Annotated in this window: 19 protein-coding genes; 11 read left to right on the forward strand and 8 right to left on the reverse strand. The window is 62.7% G+C overall.

Annotated elements, in window-relative coordinates; translation table 11 throughout:
• The first annotated feature begins 32 nt into the window (after positions 1–32).
• A complete protein-coding gene (locus tag K5Q02_RS08540) occupies positions 33–1,175 on the forward strand; it encodes an MFS transporter (protein ID WP_225838266.1) in 1,143 nt (380 codons plus the stop codon).
• On the opposite strand, the gene K5Q02_RS08545 is transcribed toward K5Q02_RS08540, so the two are convergent.
• Positions 1,170–2,720, reverse strand: coding sequence for a phospholipase D family protein (locus K5Q02_RS08545; RefSeq protein ID WP_442963977.1), 1,551 nt, complete (start codon positions 2,718–2,720; stop codon positions 1,170–1,172). The genes K5Q02_RS08540 and K5Q02_RS08545 overlap by 6 nt on opposite strands.
• A 63-nt stretch (positions 2,721–2,783) precedes the next feature.
• Positions 2,784–4,208 carry an aminotransferase-like domain-containing protein gene (locus tag K5Q02_RS08550; protein ID WP_225838269.1) on the reverse strand — a complete coding sequence of 475 codons (1,425 nt, stop codon included), beginning with the start codon at positions 4,206–4,208 and terminating at the stop codon, positions 2,784–2,786.
• 178 nt (positions 4,209–4,386) lie between these two features.
• Between K5Q02_RS08550 and K5Q02_RS08555 the strand changes: the two genes are divergently transcribed.
• Positions 4,387–4,629, forward strand: a complete 243-nt coding sequence (locus K5Q02_RS08555; protein ID WP_225838271.1) for a DUF1127 domain-containing protein — start codon at positions 4,387–4,389, stop codon at positions 4,627–4,629.
• Between the two features lie 67 nt (positions 4,630–4,696).
• Here K5Q02_RS08555 and K5Q02_RS08560 read toward each other — a convergent pair whose 3' ends face one another.
• Positions 4,697–6,010, reverse strand: a complete 1,314-nt coding sequence (locus K5Q02_RS08560) for an NAD(P)/FAD-dependent oxidoreductase (protein WP_225838273.1) — start codon at positions 6,008–6,010, stop codon at positions 4,697–4,699.
• 163 nt (positions 6,011–6,173) lie between these two features.
• Between K5Q02_RS08560 and K5Q02_RS08565 the strand changes: the two genes are divergently transcribed.
• Complete coding sequence (locus K5Q02_RS08565) at positions 6,174–6,527, forward strand: YkgJ family cysteine cluster protein (RefSeq protein ID WP_225838274.1); 354 nt, start codon at positions 6,174–6,176, stop codon at positions 6,525–6,527.
• A 203-nt stretch (positions 6,528–6,730) separates the two neighbouring features.
• Here the strand turns inward: K5Q02_RS08565 and dadR are convergent, their stop codons facing one another.
• The gene (gene dadR, locus K5Q02_RS08570; protein ID WP_013789818.1) at positions 6,731–7,219 is read right to left on the reverse strand and encodes a transcriptional regulator DadR; all 489 of its coding nucleotides are present in this window, start codon (positions 7,217–7,219) and stop codon (positions 6,731–6,733) included.
• A gap of 154 nt (positions 7,220–7,373) precedes the next feature.
• Here dadR and dadA point away from each other — a divergent pair, with 154 nt between their 5' ends.
• The 6 genes from dadA to K5Q02_RS08600 all read left to right on the forward strand — a co-directional run bounded on the left by dadA (position 7,374) and on the right by K5Q02_RS08600 (position 13,760).
• The gene (dadA, locus tag K5Q02_RS08575) at positions 7,374–8,672 is read left to right on the forward strand and encodes a D-amino acid dehydrogenase (protein WP_225838276.1); all 1,299 of its coding nucleotides are present in this window, start codon (positions 7,374–7,376) and stop codon (positions 8,670–8,672) included.
• Positions 8,647–8,997, forward strand: a complete 351-nt coding sequence (locus tag K5Q02_RS08580; protein WP_042553259.1) for a RidA family protein — start codon at positions 8,647–8,649, stop codon at positions 8,995–8,997. The genes dadA and K5Q02_RS08580 overlap by 26 nt, the downstream gene beginning before the upstream one ends.
• Before the next feature lie 193 nt (positions 8,998–9,190).
• Positions 9,191–10,261: an alanine racemase gene (alr, locus tag K5Q02_RS08585; protein WP_225838278.1), complete on the forward strand. Its 1,071-nt coding sequence runs from the start codon at positions 9,191–9,193 to the stop codon at positions 10,259–10,261.
• A gap of 89 nt (positions 10,262–10,350) precedes the next feature.
• On the forward strand, positions 10,351–10,899 hold the full coding sequence (locus tag K5Q02_RS08590; RefSeq protein WP_225838279.1) for a cupin domain-containing protein: 549 nt from the start codon (positions 10,351–10,353) through the stop codon (positions 10,897–10,899).
• Between the two features lie 167 nt (positions 10,900–11,066).
• A complete protein-coding gene (locus K5Q02_RS08595) occupies positions 11,067–11,489 on the forward strand; it encodes a c-type cytochrome (protein ID WP_225838281.1) in 423 nt (140 codons plus the stop codon).
• Positions 11,490–11,621: 132 nt separating this feature from the next.
• A complete protein-coding gene (locus K5Q02_RS08600; protein ID WP_225838283.1) occupies positions 11,622–13,760 on the forward strand; it encodes an acetyl-CoA hydrolase/transferase C-terminal domain-containing protein in 2,139 nt (712 codons plus the stop codon).
• On the opposite strand, the gene K5Q02_RS08605 is transcribed toward K5Q02_RS08600, so the two are convergent.
• Entirely contained in the window at positions 13,744–14,316 is a 573-nt protein-coding gene (locus K5Q02_RS08605) for a xanthine phosphoribosyltransferase (protein WP_225838285.1), read from the reverse strand. The genes K5Q02_RS08600 and K5Q02_RS08605 overlap by 17 nt on opposite strands.
• Before the next feature lie 197 nt (positions 14,317–14,513).
• Positions 14,514–15,404 (reverse strand): LysR family transcriptional regulator, encoded by an 891-nt coding sequence (locus tag K5Q02_RS08610; protein ID WP_225838287.1) that lies wholly within the window; start codon positions 15,402–15,404, stop codon positions 14,514–14,516.
• A 117-nt stretch (positions 15,405–15,521) separates the two neighbouring features.
• On the opposite strand from K5Q02_RS08610, the gene K5Q02_RS08615 reads away from it, so the two are divergent.
• Positions 15,522–16,877 (forward strand): MFS transporter, encoded by a 1,356-nt coding sequence (locus tag K5Q02_RS08615; RefSeq protein WP_442963994.1) that lies wholly within the window; start codon positions 15,522–15,524, stop codon positions 16,875–16,877.
• A gap of 9 nt (positions 16,878–16,886) precedes the next feature.
• Here K5Q02_RS08615 and K5Q02_RS08620 read toward each other — a convergent pair whose 3' ends face one another.
• Both K5Q02_RS08620 and rep read right to left on the reverse strand, forming a co-directional pair.
• The gene (locus K5Q02_RS08620) at positions 16,887–17,369 is read right to left on the reverse strand and encodes a UPF0158 family protein (protein WP_225838291.1); all 483 of its coding nucleotides are present in this window, start codon (positions 17,367–17,369) and stop codon (positions 16,887–16,889) included.
• A gap of 206 nt (positions 17,370–17,575) precedes the next feature.
• Entirely contained in the window at positions 17,576–19,585 is a 2,010-nt protein-coding gene (rep, locus tag K5Q02_RS08625; protein WP_225838294.1) for a DNA helicase Rep, read from the reverse strand.
• A 287-nt stretch (positions 19,586–19,872) separates the two neighbouring features.
• Here rep and K5Q02_RS08630 point away from each other — a divergent pair, with 287 nt between their 5' ends.
• Positions 19,873–21,543, forward strand: coding sequence for a putative bifunctional diguanylate cyclase/phosphodiesterase (locus K5Q02_RS08630; protein WP_225838295.1), 1,671 nt, complete (start codon positions 19,873–19,875; stop codon positions 21,541–21,543).
• Positions 21,544–21,556 lie beyond the last annotated feature (13 nt).

Raw genomic sequence — 21,556 nt, forward strand, 5'->3', positions numbered from 1 at the left:
CCGGCCGCTGTGCTTTGCCTTTGGAGCCAGTAATGCGTTGGGGAACCTACTTCGCCGTTTGCGCGGCGGTGATCAGTATCGGCCTGGCGATGGGCACCACCATGCCGCTGGTGTCCTTGCGTCTGGAAAGCTGGGGCTATGGCTCGTTCGCTATCGGCATCATGGCGGCCACGCCTGCCATCGGCGTGCTGTTGGGCGCCTCGCTGGCGGGCCGGCTGGCTTCGCGTTGCCCCACGCCACGGCTGATGCAGCTGTGTCTGCTGGTCGGTGCGCTGTCGGTCGCCGGGTTGGCGCTGATGCAGAGCTACGCCGTGTGGCTGCTGTTGCGCCTGCTGCTTGGCGTGACCCTGACCGTGGTGTTCATCCTCGGTGAAAGCTGGATCAACCAGTTGGCCGTGGAAAAGTGGCGTGGCCGCTTGGTCGCGCTGTATGGCACCGGTTATGCGCTGAGCCAGCTATGTGGGCCGTTGCTGCTGAGCGTGCTCGGTACCGATACGGACCTGGGCTTCTGGTTCGGTATCACCTTGCTGATCGGCGGGTCGCTGCTGCTGATCGGCCGTACCGGTGCGCCCGTGGTCGATGCGCACAGCGCTTCGGGGCGCGGTTTGCTGGTGTTCTGCCAACGTATGCCGGCAATTGCCTGGGCGGTGGCGCTGTTTGCCGCCTTCGAGGCGATGATGCTCACCCTTCTGCCGATCTACGGTCTGCGTCAGGGCTTCACCCAGGAAGTCGCGCTGTTCATGGCCAGCGTGGTGGTGGTCGGTGACGCGGCGCTGCAGTTACCCATCGGCCTGCTCGCCGATCGCATCTCGCGGGTCACGCTGTTTCGTGGCTGCGGGGTGGTGCTGCTGTTCTCCAGCCTGGGCATTCCGCTGCTCCTGCATACGCCGCTGATCTGGCCGGTGCTGGTGCTGTTCGGCGCCAGTGCTGGCGGCCTGTTCACCCTGTCGCTGATTCTGATCGGCGAGCGCTTTCGAGATGATCAATTGGTTCGCGCCAACTCCCACGTGGCTCAGCTATGGGGCATCGGCTGCCTGATCGGCCCGCTGGCGACCGGGGCGGTTAGCCAGTGGGTCAGCGGGCATGCCTTGCCGATCCTCATGGCGCTCGGCGCGGCGGGGTTCGTGTGGCTGGCCTGGCGGCCTGATGCGTTCGACGAGCGCGTCACGCTATAGCATCTTCTCCAGCCCGATGACTCGCGAGAACCATGCATTGAAATGCTGCCAGCGGTTGCCGGGTTCTTCGTGCAGCTCGAAGGTTTTGCCGTCGTCCTCACCGACCCAGACCATGCGTGTGCCGTCGCCGTCAGGCTGCAGGCGCACTTCGTAGCTGACCGAGGGTTTCATGCCCTGTAGGGCCAGTTCACGCAGGTAGGCCGCCAGCTTGGGGCTGTCCACCAGCACACCCACTTCGGTGTTCCAGAGCACCGAGCGCGGGTCGACGTTGAAGGAGCCGACGAAGGATTTCTGCCGGTCGATCACCAGTGCCTTGCTGTGCAGGCTGGAATCCGAGCCGCCACTGAAACTGTAGGCCGGGGGCGAGTCGGCGCCAGGTTGGCGGCGCAACTCGAACAGGCGGATGCCGTGCTCGAGCATTTCCTGCCGGTAGGGCGCGTAGCCACCGTGTACGGCGGGTACGTCGGTGGCTTCCAGAGCATTGGTCAGCAAGCGGATATCCACGTCCTTGTCGGCCAGGCCGGTGAGGAACTCCAAGCCTGCCTGGGCCGGCACGAAGTAGGCCGACACCATCACCAGATCACTCTTTGTGGCCTGCAGATGGGGGCCTAATTGGGTGGTCAGCAGCAGGTGCGGGGCCGGCTCGCCGCTGGCCAGCACCTTGCTTGGCGCATCCCACAGGGCGAAGCCGGGCGCCCAGATCAGCTCCCCCAGCCACTTCTGCAACTGTGGTTCCTGTTGGTAAGCGAGCAGGCGCTTGTAGAGTGTCGGCTGCTCCACGCGGGCGGTGTCCAGGTAATCGCGTAGCCCCTTGCGTGCCTTGTCCAGATCCTTTTGCGAAGGTTGCTGCCAGACGAACTGCTCGATGGGTTTGCTCAGGGAGCTGTTCCAGTACTGGTCGAAACTCTGCGACAGATCATGCGCCACGGGGCCGACGGCCAGCATGTCGATGTCGGTGAAGTTCATGTTCGGCTCGGCGTCGAAGTATTCGTCACCCAGGTTGCGGCCACCGACGATGGCCGCGGCGCTGTCGGCCAGCCACAGCTTGTTGTGCATGCGCCGGTGCTGCTGTGACAGGTTCAGGCCACGGCCGAGCAGGCGCGTGACGCCGGTCATGCGGCCAAGGTGCAGCGGGTTGAACACGCGGATCTGAATATTCGGGTGAGCCGCCAGCAGGGCGATCTGATAATCCTTGCCGTCGCTGGTGGTGTCGTCGAGCAGAAAGCGAATCCGCACGCCACGATCCGCCGCTTGCAGCAACTCCTTGACCAGTGCCCGAGTACTCAAGCCGTCGTGCACGATGTAGTACTGCAGATCGAGGCTGTGCTGCGCCGCGCGAATCAGTTCGGCGCGGGCTGCGAAGGCCTCGTTGCTTGCTGGCAACAGGCGAAACCCCGAGTGGCCCTGATGCTCGGCTGCACGTGCTTCAAGCGCTGCGCCGAACGAGGAGTCGGCTGCGGGGATGGCCTGGCTGGGCACGATGGGCACCTGATTGGCGCAGCCAGCGAGGCTCAGCAGAAGAATAAAGAGCAAGCGCAAGGGCACAGTCGCAGCCTCCATCGGCTGTCTGGGGGAGTGCTGATAGGACGCCGCTGCGCTTGAAAAGATTCAGTCTCTAGATTCTTCCAACATGGCCGCCACGGTTTCGCCGACCTTGCGCACGGCCGCCTCGATGCTTGCGGTATGCCGTGAGGCGAAGTTCATGCGCAGGCAATTGCGGTATTTGCCAGCGGCGGAAAAGATGCTGCCCGGCGCGATCTGCACCTTGTGCACCGCCAGTTCGCGGTTCAGGCGCTGGCTGTCGAAGCCTTCCGGCATCTCCACCCAGATCATGAAACCGCCCTGGGGCTGGCTGACCCGTACCGAAGGTGGAAAGTAGCGGCTTACCCAGTCGCTCATCTGATCCAGGCCACGGGCGTATTGCGCGCGCATACGGCGCAGATGCGGCTCGTAATGACCACCTTCGATGTACTCGGCCAGCGCCAGCTGCGGCAACTGGGCGGTGGCGCCGGTGCCCATGTACTTCATGTGCAGCACCTGATCGAGATAACGCCCCGGTGCTATCCAGCCAACCCGAAAACCCGGCGCCAAGGTCTTGGAGAACGAACTGCAGAGCAGTACCCGGCCGTCGTCGTCATAGGATTTGATGGTGCGTGGGCGCGGGTAGTGGAAGGCCAGCTCGCCATACACATCGTCTTCGATGATCGCCACGTCGTGGCGCTGGGCGAGGGCCAGCAGGGCGCGTTTGTTGGCCTCCGGCATGATGTAGCCCAGCGGGTTGTTGCAGGTCGGGGTGAGCTGGATGGCCTTGATCGGCCATTGTTCGAGAGCCAGCTCCAGCGCTTCCAGGCTGATGCCGGTGAGCGGGTCGGTCGGCAGCTCCAGAGCCTTCATGCCGAAGCCTTTGAGCGCCTGCATCACGCCATGGAAGCTTGGCGAGTCGACAGCGACGATATCGCCAGGCTCGCAGATCGCGCGGATCGCTGCGGATAGCGCTTCGTGGCAGCCGGTGGTGATGACGATGTCTTCATGGCTCAGCTGGCAACCCGAGTCGAGCGTCAGGCGGGCGATCTGCTCGCGTAGGCGCTGGTCGCCGTGAATGCTACCGTAGGTCAGGGTCTGCAGATCCTGCTTGCGGCTCAGGCGCGACAGTGAGCGCAGCAGCGGCTTGAGGGTCGGGCTGTCGATGTCCGGTCGGCCGCGACCAAGCTGGATGAAATCGTTGCGCGGTGCAAAGGCGATCTGCTCCAGCACCTGATCCCACTGCGACACTTCCACTGGCCGCTGCGGTGCCCGGCTTATCTTCGGCAGCGCCGGTTTGGCGCGGCCCTGGGGGACGAAATAGCCGGACTTCGGCTTCGGCAGGGCGAGGCCGCGATCTTCCAAATGCCGATAAGCCTGCTGCACCGTGCTCAGGCTGACTCCGTGTTCCTGGCTCAAGGCGCGTACCGATGGCAAGCGATCACCTGGCCGATACAGGCCCTGTTCGATACGCTCGCCAATCAGCTCGGCCAGATTGGTATAGAGGGTCATGGTCAGCGCCTGTATGCAAAAAGTGAATCGGAGACCGGTACAGATGGCCGCGTAACCAACCATTCAGTTGGGTTTCGCTGAGATCTGTATGGATTTAATTCCGTTTTTTTGGATCTGTCATGCACTTTCATCACTTGCCATCATGATCTCCCATGACCACCCGGTGCAGGAGAGCGAGATGAACGGATTAAGCGATGTGCGATTGACCCTCAGCAGCAGCGAGCTGAATGGCTCGGCACGGCAACCTGTGGCGGCGCTGGTGCCGCCACGTGAGGTGCTGACCCATCGCTGGAAACTGTTCATGCGCCGCTTGGTGACCCGCCGCGCGCTGCTCGAGCTGAGCGATGCGCAACTTCGCGATATCGGGCTGACCCAGGATCAAGCCCGCAGAGAAGCCTCGCTGCCGTTCTGGAAACTCTAGAGGTGGGCATGCAGCGCAGCGGTACCCGGGGTTTTCCGTCCTGAGTATCGCTGCGCTGCGGGCTGCGTCAGGCCAGCTCTTTCAGCCGGTGCCAGAGCATACCCAGTGCCAGAAGCGGTGAACGCAGGTAGCGGCCGCCGGGGAAGGTCATGTGCGGCACCTTGGCAAACAGCTCGAAGCCGCCACCAGCCTGCCCGGTGATGGCCTCGGCGAGCAGCTTGCCGGCCAGGTGCGTGGCGTTCACGCCGTGGCCTGCGTAGGCCTGGGCATAAAAGACGTTGGGCTGATCCTTCAGTTGACCAATCTGCGGCAGGCGATTCGCGCCAATGCCTATCATCCCGCCCCATTGGTAGTCGATACGCACATCGTCCAGCTGCGGAAAGACGGCCAGCATCTTGGGCCGCATGTAGGCGGCAATATCCGCAGGGTCGCTGCCGGAATAGTGGCAGGCGCCGCCGAACAGCAAGCGACGGTCGGCGGACAGGCGGTAATAATCGACCGCCACCCGTTGGTCACAGAGCGCCATGTTCTGCGGGATCAGCGCACTGGCCTGCTCCTCGCTCAACGGCTCGGTGGCGATGATGTAACTGCCGGCAGGCAGCACCTTGCCGCCCAGGGTCGGGTTCAGGTCGCGGATATAGGCATTGCAACCCAGCACCAGTTGCCCGGCACGTACCACGCCGTGAGCCGTGTGCACGCGGATTTCAGTGCCGTAGTCGATGCGTGTGGCCGCCGAATGCTCGTACAGCCGTACGCCCAGGCTGTGCGCCGCAGCGGCTTCGCCCAGCGCCAGATTGAGTGGATGCAGGTGCCCCGAGCCCATGTCGATCAGGCCGCCGACATAGCGGCTGGAGCCGACCACCTCGTGCATCTGTTCCGGTTGCAGCAGACGCAGTTCGTGGCGATAGCCGAGGCTCTGCAGCTCGGCGGCGTCTTCGGCGAAACCGGCGAGGTCGCGGGGCTTGTTGGCCAGGTCGCAGTAACCCCAGGTCAGGTCGCAGGCAATCCCGAACTGCTCGACCCGGCGGCGCACGATCTCCACCGCTTCGAGGCCCATCAGCTTCAGCTCGCGCACGCCGCTGGCGCCGATCACCGACTCGAACTGCTCGACGCCATGGCCGACACCGCGAATCAGCTGCCCGCCGTTACGCCCGCTGGCGCCCCAGCCGATTCGATGGGCCTCCAGCAACACCACCGACAGGCCCTTCTGGGCAAGCTCGATGGCCGTGTTCAGGCCGGAGAAGCCCCCGCCAACGATGCACACGTCGGCGCGCTGCTCACCCTGCAGCGGCGGATAATCGACTTGCAGGTTGGTGCTCGCGGCGTAGTAGGACGGGGCATGCTCGGCGCTATGAACCGGCGGGTGGGCACGGGCGGTCATGTGCGAAATCCTGAGTTTTGTGTTTGTAAAAATTGACGAAGCATAAGCGCTGACTTTGCCCTGCGCCAACCCGCGATGGCGCGCAGAGGATGCTGCCGTCGCATCCTTTGCGGCGGGCGGGCTCGCCTGTACCATGCGCGCCATCCATTTCCGAGCCGTGACCATGAGCTGCACCAGCCGCAAGATAGACCTGCTGCGCCGACAGATCCCGCGCTTCGATTGCGTGCCCGGCTGTCACGACTGCTGCGGCCCGGTGACCGCTTCGTCGGAAGAGATGTCGCGCCTGCCGCGCAAGACCGCCGCCGAGCAGGACGCCGCGCTGGCCGAGTACAACTGCGTGCACCTCGGCCCTCAGGGTTGCCAGGTCTACGACCAGCGCCCGCTGATCTGCCGCCTGTTCGGCACCACCCCCAACCTGCCGTGCCCGCATGGACGTGCGCCCGAGCAGCCTATCGAGGCGAGCGTCGAGCGCCAGGTGCACCAGCTTATCGCCACTACGCGGCAGGTGTTGGTCTAGGCATTTGGCGGGGCCTGATGGTGCCCACGTTCCTGTGTGAGAATGTTAACCGGGGGCGCTGCGTCGGGCATCAAGTAGGGTGGATAACGCGAAGCTTATCCACTAATCACTGCACAAGGCTGTGCCGGCGTTGAGCCAACCGGTGGAAAACGCTTCGCGGTTTTCCACCCTACGGTACGCAGAGAGTGGGAACCATCAGGTAGTTATTCCGGCACCGGCAGCGCCAAACTCTCCTTCACTTCTTCCATCACGATATAGCTCTTCGACTCGCGCACATGGGGCAGCTTGAGGAGGATGTCGCCGAGCAGTTTGCGGTAGCTGGCCATTTCGTTGATGCGCGCTTTTACCAGGTAGTCGAAGTCGCCGGATACCAGGTGGCATTCCAGTACGTGGGGCAGTTTGAGCACGGCGCGGCGGAAGTCTTCGAAGGTGTCGCCGGATTTGTAGTCCAGGCTGATCTCCACGAATACCAGCAGGCTGGCCTTGAGGTTCTGCGGATTGAGGCGGGCGTGATAGCCCATGATGATGCCTTCGCGCTCCAGGCGGCGTACCCGCTCCGTGCAGGGTGTGGTGGACAGGCCGACCCGTTCGCCCAGCTCGGTGAAGGAGATGCGGCCGTCCTCCTGAAGGATGCGCAGGATGTTGCGATCGATCTTGTCCAGCTCGCGGCGGCTCTGGTGTTGGGTGCGCATGGTCGGCCTCCTCCATGAAAGGCAATTAAACCAAGAACTCTTTTTGAATATAGGCCTATATACAGTGAAAAGCACTGCTATCCACTTTCTATACTGTACGCATCGACTTCTCAGAACGTAATACGCCAGTGCATCGTCGCGGCGAGGAGAACATATGCGGGTTCTGGTGCTTGGTAGCGGTGTTATCGGTACGGCCAGTGCGTATTACCTGGCCCGTCAGGGTTTCGAGGTGGTGGTCGTGGATCGCCAGAATGGCCCTGCCATGGAAACCAGCTTCGCCAACGCTGGCCAGGTGTCGCCGGGCTATGCCTCGCCTTGGGCGGCGCCAGGTGTGCCGCTCAAAGCCATCAAGTGGCTGCTGCAGAAGCACGCGCCACTGGCGATCAAGATGACCGGCGATATCGACCAGTATCTGTGGATGGCGCAGATGCTGCGCAACTGCACCGCCAGCCGTTATGCGGTGAACAAGGAGCGCATGGTGCGCCTGTCCGAGTACAGCCGTGACTGCCTCGACGAGCTGCGTGCGGAAACCGGTCTTGCCTATGAAGGGCGTCAGCTGGGCACCACGCAAATCTTCCGCACCCAGGCGCAGGTGGATAACGCGGCCAAGGACATCGCCGTGCTGGAGCAGTCCGGCGTGCCCTACGAGTTGCTCGACCGGGCCGGCATCGCCAAGGTCGAGCCGGCGCTGGCCGGCGTCACCGACAAGCTCGCTGGTGCCCTGCGTCTGCCCAACGACCAGACTGGCGATTGCCAGATGTTTACCCGCAAGCTAGCCGAGATGGCAGTTGCGTTGGGTGTGCAGTTCCGTTTCGGTGAGACCATCCAGCGCCTGGATTTCGCCGGTGACCGCATCAACGGTGTGTGGATCGACGGCAAGCTGGAAACCGCCGATCGTTACGTGCTGGCGCTGGGCAGCTACAGCCCGCAACTACTCAAGCCGCTGGGCGTGCGCGCGCCGGTGTATCCGCTCAAGGGCTATTCGCTGACCGTGCCGATCACCAACCCGGACATGGCGCCGACCTCGACCATCCTCGACGAGACCTACAAGGTCGCGATCACCCGTTTCGACCAGCGCATCCGCGTTGGCGGCATGGCCGAAATCGCTGGCTTCGATCTCAGCCTCGATCCACGTCGCCGGGAAACCCTGGAGATGATCGTCGGTGACCTGTATCCACAGGGCGGCGATCTGAGTCAGGCCGATTTCTGGACTGGCCTGCGCCCGGCAACCCCGGATGGCACGCCGATCGTTGGCGCAACACCGTATCGAAACCTGTTTCTGAACACCGGACACGGTACCCTAGGCTGGACTATGGCCTGTGGCTCCGGGCGCTTCCTCGCGGATATCATCGCCAGGAAACGCCCGCAAATCAGCAGCGAAGGCCTGGATATTTCCCGTTATGGCACAACCAAGGAGTCGAACACCCATGTCCATACAGCGCCTGCGAACTGAACCGCGTCTGAGCGAAATCGTCATTCACAATGGCACCGTCTACCTGGCCGGCCAGCTGGATGAAGACCATAGCGAAGGCATTGAGGCCCAGACCAAGGCGACCCTGGACAGCATCGACGCGTTCCTTGCCGAAGCCGGCACCGACAAGACGCGCATCCTGTCGATCACCATCTTCCTGAAGAACATCGATGATCGCGAAGGCCTGAACAAGGTCTGGGATGCCTGGGTACCAGCTGGCCAGTCTCCGGCCCGCGCCTGCGTCGAAGCCAAACTGTATTCGCCGGATGTGCTTGTGGAGATGACCGTGATTGCTGCTTTACCCTAACGGCCGGCTCACGCTCTACACGAGATGTTCTGACTGCAATAAGGCGATAGCGGACATTCGATTTGGTGGGCTGAAGTCCACCCTACAACCGCGCATCTAACCGTAGGGTGGGCTTCAGCCCACCAATTGGCGCCCCACAACGAACGGCCGCTTCCGCCTTAGTAGTGTGTCTTTTCCGTTAACCGAGATAATCATGCGTCCCGCCCGTGCCCTGATCGATCTGCAAGCCCTGCGTCACAACTATCAACTGGCCCGTGAACTGTCCGGCGCGCGCGCGCTGGCAGTGGTCAAGGCCGATGCCTACGGGCACGGAGCGGTGCGCTGTGCCCAAGCGTTGCAGGGTGCTGATGGTTTCGCCGTGGCCTGTATCGAAGAGGCCTTGCAACTGCGCGAGGCGGGGATCAGCGGGCCCATCCTGCTGCTCGAGGGTTTTTTCGAGCCGGCCGAGCTGGAGCTGATCGACAGGCACGAACTGTGGTGCGTAGTGCATGCGGCGTGGCAACTCGAAGCCATCGAGCAGGCGAGTCTCAAGCGCCCTTTGAACATCTGGCTGAAGCTCGATAGCGGCATGCACCGTGTCGGCTTTCATCCGGCCGATTATCAGGCGGCCTACCGGCGCCTGCTGGCCAGCGGCAAGGTGGCGAAGATCGTGCTGATGAGCCACTTCTCCCGCGCCGACGAACTCGACAACGTGCGCAGCGACGAGCAACTGGCGGTGTTCTTCAAGGCCCGTGAAGGGCTTGCCGCCGAGGTCAGCCTGCGCAACTCGCCAGCGCTGCTCGGTTGGCCGAGCATTCCCAGCGACTGGTCGCGCCCCGGCATCATGCTCTACGGCGCCACGCCTTTCGAGCAGGCTCACGACATCGCGGCCCGGTTAAAACCGGTCATGACGCTGGAGTCGCGGGTGATCAGCGTACGCGACCTGCCCGCAGGCGAGCCGGTCGGCTACGGCGCGCGCTTCACCAGTGAGCGGGCCACCCGCGTGGGGGTGGTCGCCATGGGCTATGCCGACGGATACCCGCGTCACGCTCCGACCGGCACACCGGTGCTTATCGATGGCCAGCCATCGCAGATCATCGGCCGTGTGTCGATGGACATGCTGACCGTCGACCTCAGTGATCTGCCCGCTGCCGGGCTGGGCAGTCGCGTCGAGTTCTGGGGCTCGGGCGTGTTGGCCAGCGATGTCGCCATCGCCGCAGGCACCATTCCCTATCAGTTGTTCTGCAACGTGCGGCGCGTGCCGCTCATCTACAGCGAAGGCTAGGCTGTTTCAAAGTGTTCAGACTGTTGTAAATACTGAACACTGTTGCCATGATGCGGCCAATTCCATGTCTTTCCTGAGGGCATCCAACATTGGACGTCGGTCTACGCCTGCAATCGATCCGTAAGCTCAAAGGGCTTTCCCAGCGCGAACTCGCCAAGCGGGCGGGGGTTACCAACAGCACTATCTCGATGATCGAGAAGAACAGCGTAAGCCCCTCGATCAGCTCGTTGAAGAAGGTGCTGGCTGGCATTCCCATGTCGCTGGTGGAGTTCTTTTCTCCCGAAGCTGAGCAGGACAATCAGATACAGGTGGTCTACCGCGCCAGCGAGTTGACCGATATCCACAGTGGTGCGATCACCATGAAGCTGATCGGCAAGGCGCACCCCAGCCGGGCCATTTCCTTTCTCGACGAAACCTACCCACCGCACAGCGATACCGGCCTGGAGATGTACGCCCACGAGGGCGAGGAGACCGGCATGCTGGTCGAAGGGCGCCTCGAACTCACCGTGGGTGACGAAGTGTTCGTTCTCGAGAGTGGCGACAGCTATTACTTCGAGAGCAGCAAGCCCCATCGCTTTCGCAATCCCTTCGATCAACCTGCCCGGTTGATCAGTGCCACCACCCCGGCAAACTTCTAAAACCGTGAGCGGCAGCGTGGCAATTCACGCTGCCGTTGATCTACGTCATGGGTTCAATATCCCTGCGACAAGTTGGGTCATTTCCGCCATCTGGGCCAGTCGTTATAATTCGCAGGCTTGCGAAACCGTGGCCGCAAGCGTGACTAGCCACCCATGAGGGCATCTGTGTGAACCCAATTAGAAGCATGCTAGCGGTGCCAGCATTTGCCCTGGCGCTATGGGCCTTGAATGCCCAGGCGACCACCGACGAGGCGATAGCCGAGCGGATCAAGCCCGTCGGCCAGGTGTGTGTCTCCGGGCAGGAGTGCGAAGGTATCGAGGCTGTTGCGGTTGCTACTGGCGGTGCTTCACGCAGCGCCGATGACATCATCGCCAGGCACTGCACGGCGTGCCACACGCCGGGGCTGCTCGGTGCACCGAAGATTGGCGATACGGCTGCTTGGAAAGTCCTCGCGGACAAGCAGGGTGGTGTTGACGGCATCCTCGCCAAGGCGATTGCCGGCATCAATGCAATGCCGCCGAGGGGCACCTGTGGCGACTGCTCGGACGACGAATTGCGCGGCGCCATCGAAAAAATGTCCGGGCTGTAAACGGCGATTTGCGCACAGCTCAAAGCCGCCCCAGGGCGGCTTTGTTGTTTCAGCGTGATGACAAAATTGCAGCAAAAGGCAAGATCAGGCAGTCCAACGCACACTGCCGTGACCATTTGCCTGGAGAGCTGCATGCCCCAACAGTGTTCTATCGAGCAAGCCGTTGACCGCGTTCTGAACGAAATTGACGGGCCTATCCATCTGGGTTTGCCACTCGGCCTGGGCAAACCCAATCGGTGGGTCAATGCACTCTATGCAAGGGTGCGCGACATGCCGGAGCGCGAGCTAACCATCTACACCGCGCTCTGTTTGGGACGGCCTCGGGCGGGGCAGGATTTGCAGCGGCGCTTTCTCGAGCCTTTTGTCGAGCGCGTGTATGGCGATTATCTCGAGCTGGATTTTCTCGCCGACTTGCAGGGCGACACGTTGCCGCCCAATGTACGCATCGAGCAGTTCTTCCTGCAGCCCGGCAGCCTGCTCGACAGCGCCTCGGCGCAGCAGGACTACACCAGCAGCAACTACAGCCACGCCGCCCGCGACATCAACGCCAAGGGCGTCAATGTGGTAGCGCAGCTGGTTGCCGAGGACGCCAGCCGGCCCGGCCACTTCAGCCTGAGTTGCAATCCGGATATCACCCTGGATCTGCTTCCCCTGCTTCAGGCGCGCCGCGAGCGTGGCGAAACCATTCTTTGCCTGGCTCAGGTACACGAGCAGTTGCCGTACATGCCCGGCGATGCCGAATTGCCCCGTGAAACCTTCGATCTTCAGCTGCAGGAAAGCGAAGCCAGCACGCTGTTCTCCACCCCGAACATGCCTGTGACGGTGCAGGATCACTGTATCGGCCTGCACGCCAGCAGCTTGGTGCGTGATGGCGGCACCTTGCAGATCGGCATCGGCGCGATGGGCGATGCGGTCAGCGCCGCTTTGCTGAGCCGCCACGCGAGTAACGCCAGCTACCGCGCGGTGCTGGCCGATCTGCACGATGGGCAGGCGCATCCGCTGACCGCGCTGCTTGGCGATCAGCAACCGTTCGACGTGGGGCTTTACGGTTGCAGCGAAATGTTCGTCAACGGCCTGCTGGCGCTGACCGACTCCGGTGTAATCCGTCGCGTCGTTTACCCGGATGTGCGGGTACAGCGTCTGGCCAGCGCCGGTGCGCTGGATGCCAATGGTCATCCACGCGGCGTGCAGGCCATGCTCGACGCCGGCCTGCCGGAGCGCCTGGATGAAGCGACCCTGAACTGGATGCAGGAGGGCGGGCTGCTGGATGCCAACCTCAAGCTGCAGGGCGAGAACCTGTTGCTGCCGACCGATCAGCAATGCTCCACCGAACTCTCCGACCCGCTCAGCCAGGCGGCCCTGCGCGATTACCTGACGCCGGCCAAGCTTGGCGTGTGGGTGCATGGCGGCTTCTTTCTGGGGCCGCAGTCGTTCTATCAGCGTCTCGCCGACATGGATGCCCAGCAGCGCAGTCGCTTCGGCATGACCGGCATCGGCTTCATCAACGAGCTGTACGGCGAGGAGGAGCTCAAGCGCCTGCAGCGCGTCGAGGCGCGCTTCATCAACAGCGTGTTCACCGTCACCCTGCTTGGCGCGGCGGTTGCCGATCAGCTGGAAGATGGGCGCGTGCTCAGCGGCGTGGGCGGGCAGTACAACTTCGTCGCCCAGGGCCATGCGTTGCCGGATGCACGCTCGATTCTGCTGCTGCGCAGCTGGCGCGAATCCGCAGGCGAGGTGAGCTCGAACATCGTCTGGGAATATGGTCACGTGACCATCCCACGGCATTTACGCGACGTGGTGATCACCGAATATGGCATCGCCGATCTGCGCGGCAAGACCGACGCCCAAGTGATCGAAGCCCTGCTGGGCGTCAGCGACTCACGCTTTCAGGCACAGCTGATGGAGCAAGCCATTGAGGCCGGCAAGCTGCCGAAGGATTTCCGGCTCGACCCGCGCTTCACAGACAACACACCCGAGCGCCTGCAGGCGATTGCCAATCGGCATGGGGCGTCATTCGCGGAGTATCCGCTGGGCAGCGATTTCAGCCCGGAGGAGCAGGACTTGTTGCGCGCCCTTACCTGGTTGAAGGGCAAGTTCCGGCTAAGCGAAGTGCTGGAACTGGGCAAGGCGGCGCTCGATCCACCGCCTGCCGAAGACTTTCCCGCGCACCTGCAGCGCATGGGGCTGGAACAGCCCGACGGCTTGCGCGAGGAGCTGTACCAAAGGCTGTTGCTCTCAGGATTGAAAGCGACAGTTACTCGAGGAAAGTGACCTTGCCGCCGGCCAGGGACTGGATGCGCGCCAGGGATTCGATGCGATAACCCTCGGCGTCCAGCGTCGCGCGGCCGCTCTGGAACGACTTCTCGATCACCACGCCGATACCGGCGATGCTGGCGCCAGCTTGGCCGACCAGATCGATCAGCGCCTTGGCGGCGTGGCCGTTGGCCAGGAAGTCATCGACCAGCAATACGTGGTCATTGGCATTCAGGTGCTTGGAGGAAATGGCCAGGGTGCTCTCGGTCTGCTTGGTGAACGAGAACACCTTGGAAATGTAGAGGTTGTCGGTGAGCGTCAACGACTGGTATTTGCGGGCGAAGATCACCGGCACGCCCAGCTCCAGGCCAGCCATCACTGCCGGGGCGATGCCCGAGGCCTCGATGGTGACGATCTTGGTGATGCCCTGACCCTTGAAGCGCTCGGCGAACTCGTGGCCGATCTGCTGCATCAGCTGTGGGTCGATCTGGTGATTGAGAAAGGCATCGACCTTGAGCACTTGATCGGACAGGACGGTACCTTCACTGCATATCTTCTGTTTCAACGACTCCACGATCGATCCTCTGGGCTCAAGAGCAAAGCGGCGGATTTTCCCTCAAATTGCCGATCATTTGTAGCGAAACCGCACCTCTCGCCACTTGGCGTCCGACGGCTGACCCGCAGGCAGTAACTGCGCAGCCAATATCGCGGCTAGGGTCTGTTGACGTTAGCAGGGCTGCGGCGCGGCCGTGGGTGAAACGTCAACAGGCTCTAGTCACGGCCCCAGCGCTCGAACAGGATCTGCGTGAATGCGGTGATCCGTGGTGAGCGCTGTCGTGATGGTGGGTAGACGACGGCGATTTCCCGCTGGCGGCCAGCGAAAGGTTGCAGCACTTCGATCAGGCGCCCGGCGGCAAGGTCATCGGCCACCGCGAAGTCCATCAGCTGGGCGACCCCCAGCCCAAGGCGAGCGGCTTCGAGCAGGGCGTCACCGTTATCGAAGATCAGCCGGCCGCTGGCCTCCACATCTTGCGGCCTACCGGTGTCGATGAACTGCCAGGCGACCAGCTTTCCGTCCCGTGGATTACGCACGGCCAGGCAATCGTGACTGGCCAGGTCGTCGAGGTTCTGCGGTACGCCGCGACGAGCCAGGTAAGCGGGCGTGGCCACGCAGATCCAGCGCGTGGCCCTGAGCGGGCGGGCGATCATGCGCTGATCGTCGATACGCCCGGTGCGCACGGCAAGGTCGAAGCCGTCCTCGACGATATCCACCACCCGGTCGCTCAGGGTGCTTTCGATGTGCAGCTGTGGATAACGCTGGCTCAACTCGCCCAGCAGCGGCAGCAACACGATGCGGCCAAAGGCCGAGGGCGCGGTCAGGCGCAACACGCCGCTGGGCTCGCAGCGGCGGTCGAGCAACTCCCGTTCGGCATCCTCCAGGCCCGCGAGCAGCGGCGCGCACTGGTCGCGCAACAAGGTGCCGTCGGGCGTCAGGCTCACGCTGCGGGTATTGCGGTTGAGCAGGCGTGTGCCCAGTTCACGCTCCAGGCGAGCGATGGCGCGTGACAGACCGGACTGAGTCAGGCCCGTGGCATGCGCGGCAAGGGTGAAGCTGCGCAGCTCGGCCACCTTGAGTAGCAATTGCACCGCGTTAAGATCCATGACTTTTTTCATCACTGAAAGGATTTGATGCGTATTTATCATCTGCAGCGCATGAATGAAACTGCGGAGCCGTCCATCAGCAGAGTCTTTTGCATGCCGTCTCCCCAACCCCGCCTGATGCTGGCACTACTTGCCTGCGCACAACTGATCATCGCCCTTGATGCGACCATCCTTTTCGTCGCCTTGCCGAGCATCGGTGAAGAGCTCAATTTCTCTGCGCAGCAACTGCAATGGGTGATCAGTGCCTACAGCGTCGCTTTTGGTGGTTGCCTACTGCTTGGCGGGCGCTGCGCCGACCTGCTTGGTCGCCGCCGCATGTATCGCATTGGCCAGACCCTTTTCGCCGTGGCGTCTCTGGCCGGTGGCTGCACGGATTCGCCACTGCTGCTGGTACTGGCCCGGGCGCTGCAAGGAGTTGGCGCGGCGATGCTGTTCCCCGCCACGCTGGCCCTGATCAATGGCAACTTCGCGGAAGGGGCCGCGCGTAATCGAGCGCTGGCAATCTGGAGCGCGGCATCGGCTGCCGGTCTGGCGCTGGGGGCGTTACTGGGCGGTGTGTTGACCCAGGGCTTCGGCTGGGAGGCGGTATTTCTCGTCAATGTACCGCTGGCGGGTGGTTGCGCCTGGGCAGCGGGGCGCTGGATCGGCGAAGACGCACCGCTCGACAGGGGCCGCAGCTTCGATCTGCCTGGGGCGTTCTGCGTCACCGCCGGGGGCAGCCTGCTGGTGCTGGCATTCATCCAGGGGCCGGAGTGGGGCTGGGCAACGCCTGAAGTCGCCAGTGCATTCGTGGCGGCGTTGCTGTTGCTGGGGCTGTTCGTATGGATCGAACGCAGGGCGGCCGATCCCCTGATGCATCTGCAACTGTTACGCCGCCGCAGCCTGTGGCTGGCGATGCTGATCACAGCGGTGTTCATGAGCAGCTTTGGGGTTCAGTACTACTTCCTGGCCATCTACTACGGGCAGGTGTACGGCTTCAGTGTTCTGCAGACCGGCTTGGCGTTTCTACCGGCGACCCTGGTGTGCACACTGGGTATCGCCCTGGCCGAACCGATGCTGGCACGCTTCGGCCCGCGCGTGACGCTGCTCCTGGGGCTGCTGGCCGGGGCTCTGGGAATTGCCTGGCAGACGTTCGGGCTGGTACGGGTCGACGGCTATCTGCAGTTGCTGCCGGCCATCACGCTGCTGAGCCTGGGCCAGGGCATGACCTGGACGGCGATGTGGGTGTGCGCGGGGCAGGGTATCCCCACCGGCCAGCAGGGGGTGGCCGGTGGCATGACATCTACCGTGCAGCAGATCGGTGGGGCGCTGGGCCTGGCCATTCTGGTGTCGGTTGCCAATGCCGCCGACGATCCGGTGGAGGGGTTGAACCGGGCACTTTTCTTCAGTGCCCTGATTGCCGTGTTTGGCGCGCTGCTGGCGGTGGGCTTGCGCCGTCCGGCGGCGAAGCCGGTTTATCAGCCGCAACTCTAGCCGTCTGGCTCAGGCGCTTTTGGTCAGCCGCCGCAGGATATCCTTGGGGATGCCGCGGGTATCTAGCGGCAGCTTGTCCGGCGCCGGTTCCAGGCCCAGTTCGAACAACCAGTTGAGGGCGTATTCGCGCAGTTGCTTCTGTTCGTAGTCGTGCCATTGCTGGCGCAGCACAGGGAAGTAGTCGATTTCGTAATCGAAGGCGCGCAGCGGCTTGCGCCCGGTCAGGGCTGCGCTGAGCAACGGGTGTGCGTTGAGGTCGTTGAGGGTGAACAGAAAGGACTCGCGCATGGCAACGCGCTGGGCACCGTCGAGGTTGGGCACGGCGGCGTAGCGCTCGGGGTTCAGCTGGATCTGCTGCTGTTGGTCGCTGCCCTGATCTTCCGATGACAAGGTCAGCACGGTACCGGCCTCCAGATCGAGCCAGTGCTCCAGGGTTTCGCGACCATTGATCAACTGGGTCAGGGTGTCGAGGTCGAGAGTGAGCGTGCGCATGGTTCCGGGCCTCTTGCAAAAGTAGCTGGACGATAACGGATGGCCGGCAGCAATGGCCGGCCTCTCACTCTGACTACGAAATGTTATGCAGGTGCCCGTCGAGGTAGTGGGCTCGGTGAAAACGTAGCCTGGGTTGAGCAGCGAGATACCCAGGTAAATCTAACCGTGTGTCGCTGCGCTCGACCCGGGCGACCGATTGCTCGGTATCAGCGCTTGAGCATGGCGCGCATGCTGGCCAGGGCGTCGTTACCGCGAGCGGCTTTGACCTCCACTGGCGCCTCTTCCATGCCTTCCCAGGTAAGGTCTTCGGGTGGCAGTTCGTTGAGGAAACGGCTCGGCGAACAGTCGATGATCTCGCCGTACTGCTTGCGTTTGGCGGCGAAGGTCAGGGCCAGGTTGCGCTTGGCGCGGGTGATGCCCACGTAGGCCAGGCGCCGTTCTTCTTCGATGGTGTCGGCTTCGATGCTGGAACGGTGGGGGAGGATTTCCTCCTCGAAACCGATGATGTATACCGAGGGAAATTCCAGCCCCTTGGAAGCGTGCATGGTCATCATCTGCACACCGTCGGCGCCGTCTTCCTCTTCCTGCTGGCGTTCGAGCATGTCGCGCAGTACCAGCTTGCCGATGGCGTCCTCGATGGTCATGTCGCCCTCTTCGTCCTTGTCGAGGGTGTTCTTCAATGCATCGACCAGGAACCAGACGTTGCCCATGCGCGCGTCCGCGACCTTGTCGCTGGAGGCGTTCTGGCGCAGCCAGTTCTCGTAGTCGATGTCCATCACCATGCTGCGGATGGCGGCGATCGGCTCGTTGACCACGCACTGTTCGCGCACGCCGTCCATCCAGCGTTTGAAGCGCGCCAGGCGATCGGTGTAGCGGCTGTCCAGGTGCTCGCCGAGACCGATTTCGTCGCTGGCGGCGTACATGCTGATCTTGCGTTCGTTGGCGTAGTTGCCGAGCTTTTCCAGGGTCGTGGAGCCGATCTCGCGGCGCGGCACGTTGATCACCCGCAGAAAGGCGTTGTCGTCATCCGGGTTGACCAGTAGGCGGAAGTAGCTCATCAGATCCTTCACTTCCTGGCGGGCGAAGAAGCTGGTGCCGCCAGAGAGGCGATAGGGAATCTGGTGGTGCTGCAGCTTCAGCTCCATCAGCTTGGCCTGGTAGTTGCCGCGATAGAGGATGGCGAAATCACTGTAGGGGCGCTGGGTGCGCAAGTGCTCGGTGAGAATCTCCAGCGCCACGCGCTCGCACTCGGCGTCTTCGTTGCGGGTGCGGATCACGCGGATCTCGTCGCCCATGCCCATCTCGCTCCACAACTGCTTTTCGAACGCGTGGGGGTTGTTGGCGATCAGCACGTTGGCGCATTTGAGGATGCGGCTGGTGGAGCGGTAGTTCTGCTCGAGCATCACCACCTTGAGCGACGGGTAGTCTTCCTTGAGCAGGTTGAGGTTCTCCGGCCGCGCACCGCGCCAGGCGTAGATCGACTGATCGTCGTCGCCCACCACGGTGATCTGGTTGCGCATGCCCACCAGCAGCTTCACCAGCAGGTACTGGCTGGAGTTGGTGTCCTGGTATTCGTCGACGAGCAGGTAGCGGATGCGGTTCTGCCATTTTTCCAGAATGTCGGCGTGTTCCTGGAACAGTTTCACCGGCAGCAGGATCAGGTCGTTGAAGTCCACCGCGTTGTACGCCTTGAGCGTGCGCTGGTAATGCAGGTAGACGATGGCGGCCGTCTGCTCCTTGGGGCCGCGGGCATTGGCCAGGGCTTCGTCAGGCAGGATCAGGTCGTTCTTCCAGCTGTCGATGGTGTTCTTGACCTCATCGGCACCGTCGTCGCCTGCGTACTCCTTCTGCATGATGTCCGTCAGCAGCGCCTTGATGTCGCCGTCGTCGAAGATCGAGAAGCCGGGTTTGTAGCCCAGGCGCGCGTATTCCTTGCGGATGATGTTCATGCCCAGGTTGTGAAAGGTCGACACGGTCAGGCCGCGGGCCTCGGGGCCTTTGAGCAGAGTGCCGACACGCTCTTTCATCTCGCGAGCGGCCTTGTTGGTGAAGGTCATGGCGACGATGTGCTGGGCACGGATACCGCAGTTCTGCACCAGGTGGGCGATCTTGCGGGTGATCACGCTGGTCTTGCCGGAGCCTGCGCCGGCAAGCACCAAAAGAGGGCCGCCGACGTAGTTCACGGCTTCTTGCTGCCGGGGATTGAGTCGGGACATCGTGGTTACCGCTAAGGGAAATGGCCGCGCATTTTAGCTGAAAGTCTTATGTCATTCGTTGCTTTGATGACGGAAGTTAGCCCCCGCCGACGGCCGCGCTTTTACGGTGCTCAATCCCTTGCGGTTATGTGACCGGGTTGGCGGCGAGTTTCGCCGCTGGGCTTGTCGGCTCTGCGTGTTTGTCGCAGGATGTCCCGCGTTTCACATGGAAGTGCTTGATTTGACGTCGGATATGGCGCATTCAGGGGCGATTTTCGTCCGTACTTTCGTGCACCGGGGGAGTTTTCTTGAGCGCATTCGTTGAGCCATTGCGCCTGATCCTGCTGGCTGAGATGCCGCAGTGGAGCGAGTTGCTGCACGAGCGCCTGGAGGCCCTGGGCGCCCCAGTCTCCTTGATTTGCACCGCCAGTTGGCCTGCCGCCGCGGTGCTACTCGAGCAGAGCCATGACGTGGTATTGCTGGCCACTGAGGCTCATTTGCCTGCCCCGGGGCAATGCCTCGCACCCATTATCCTGTTGCTGGAAAGCGAGCCTGAACACGCGCCGACCCAGGTCTGTGATTGGCTGGTGCTCGATCAACTGAGCGATGACGTCGTTCGTCGCTGCCTGCGCTACGTGCGTGAGCAGGGTCGCTTGCAGGCAACCCTGCAGCACCTGACCGAACAGGATGCGCTAACCGGAATCGCCAATCGTCAGGGTTTCCAGACGCTGTTGGCCGCGCGCCTCGGCGATCACAGCCGGCGCGGCTTGGCGCTGGTGCACTTGGATATGGACAACTTCCACCAGGCTAACGACACCCTCGGGCACCGTGCGGGTGATCATCTGATCCTGCAGGTGGTCGCGCGTCTCAAGGGGCACTTGGGGCGTGGCGATCAACTGGCACGCCTCGGTGGTGACGAGTTCGCTCTGCTGCTCGATACCTGTGACGACCCCACGCGCGCCAAACGCTGGGTGCAACAGGTGGCCGACGCCTTGGGTGAGCCTTACTGGATAGAGGGTGAAAGCCTACTGCTGGGCTGCAGCTTGGGTGTGGTTCACGCCAAACCGGCGATCAATGCCGATACTCTGATGTGGCATGCCCACGTCGCCATGCAGCAGGCCAAGAGCCGTCAGGGTTGTACCTATCACCTGTATGACGAGCGCCTGGATCGCGACATGCTCAGCCAGGCTGATCTGCAGCGCGAGTTGCGCCGGGCACTGCGCCGCGAGGAATTACAGCTGCACTATCAACCGCGGCTGTGCCTGCATACCGGCGAAATCGTTGGGCTGGAAGCGCTGGTACGTTGGAAGCATGAGCAGCATGGCCTGCTGATGCCGAGTGCGTTCGTGCCGCTGGCCGAGGAGTGTGGGCTGATCGTGCCGCTCGGCTACTGGGTGATCGACCGCGCGCTGCGCGACATGCAGTGGCTGGGCGAGCGAGGCCATCCCACGTTGCATATGGCGGTCAACCTGTCGTTTCGCCAGTTTCAGGACAGCCAGTTGCTGCCGACCCTGGAGCGACTGATCGAGAGCTGTGGCATCGACAGCCGCTGGCTGGAATTCGAACTCACCGAGACCGCGGTGATGCGCCGTAGTGAATATGTGCAGCAGACCATGCGGCGCCTCGGCCATCTGGGTGTGCGCTTTTCTCTCGACGACTTTGGCACGGGCTTCTCGTCGTTCGAGCACCTCAGCAATCTGCCCATCGCCCTGCTGAAGATCGACCGCAGCTTCGTCACTGGCATGGAGTTGCGCCCGCACAGCCAGAAGCTGGTGAAAGCGATGATCAATCTGGCTCACAACCTGGATCTGCAGGTGGTTGCTGAAGGCGTGGAGAGCGCCGAACAGTTGCAACTGCTGCGTGAGTTCGGCTGCGATCAGGTGCAGGGTTATCTGGTCAGCAAGGCGATGCCGTTGGCCGAGCTGGCGCGCTTTCTGTCGGCGGGCGTGCACCAGTCGCTACGCTGCGGTCGACCCTAGCCGCTGCAATCCG

Source organism: Pseudomonas sp. MM211 (genome assembly GCF_020386635.1).
Taxonomy (GTDB): domain Bacteria; phylum Pseudomonadota; class Gammaproteobacteria; order Pseudomonadales; family Pseudomonadaceae; genus Aquipseudomonas.